At 56.5% G+C, this 764-nt stretch carries 2 pseudogenes; one reads left to right on the top strand and one right to left on the bottom strand.

Features of this window, described 5'->3' with window-relative positions:
* Positions 1-106 precede the first annotated feature (106 nt).
* A pseudogene (locus HV796_RS45620) lies at positions 107-216 on the bottom strand (IS4 family transposase); the annotation flags it as partial.
* Between the two features lie 357 nt (positions 217-573).
* Between HV796_RS45620 and HV796_RS42940 the strand changes: the two are divergent.
* Positions 574-764: pseudogene (locus tag HV796_RS42940) on the top strand (hypothetical protein); the annotation flags it as partial.

Raw genomic sequence — 764 nt, 5'->3', positions numbered from 1 at the left:
GCTCGACCATGCGAGCCCGGAATTCCGCAGGGTATGGGGTACGATGCTTGCCCATTTCCGGCACCTCCTTCTCAAAAGAATAGGTGTCCGTTTTTCTGGGTCAATCTCAGTCCACTATCCGCTGCATGCCTGGCCAGATGGTTTGACGCCAGGCTCGCCGTTGCCTTTGCGCGCGAGGAAGCCGCGGAGCCTGGCGACGAGCCGTACCGCTTCAGATCCTCTGGTGATTACCTTCTGCGAGCGGCCGGGTTACATACAGATCAACGGACACAATCGTCTCGCGGAATTCTGGGTTCGGTACATCGATCGAGATGAATGAGTTATCCTTAGCGATTTCTTTTGCAAAGATGATGCGAGGAAGCCAGTTCGCAACCTCGACGTGCAGACGTTGTAGAGCGTCAATTACAAAGTCCGCCGGAGCGGCAACTATGTTGTCCGGTCGATGGGGGTAATTGTCGTTGGTTCAGGTAGCCATAGTTGTCGCTTCCTTCGGTTCGGGGGTGGGTAATTGTCGGCGCCTGGCAGTCCTGTTGGGTTTTGTCGCGTTAAGGTGGAGCGCCGCGACGACCGCTGATGAAGATGGTGACGACGAAAGAGATAGCGCGTAAAACGCTGCCCGATGGGATAGCGAAGGTATACGTCAAGGCGAAGGCCGGACCGTCCTGGCGTTTCTGGGGTTTGTACGTCCATGTCTGCAAGATGGAAACGCTGCGCGAAGCGTATGCGCTGGCCAGAAAGAACAACGGCGCACCGGGTATCGACGG

This window comes from Paraburkholderia humisilvae, assembly GCF_902859855.1.
In the GTDB taxonomy this organism is placed as follows: domain Bacteria; phylum Pseudomonadota; class Gammaproteobacteria; order Burkholderiales; family Burkholderiaceae; genus Paraburkholderia; species Paraburkholderia humisilvae.
The sequence above is the reverse complement of the archived record's forward strand: the minus strand, read 5'-3'. Positions and strand labels throughout refer to the sequence as shown.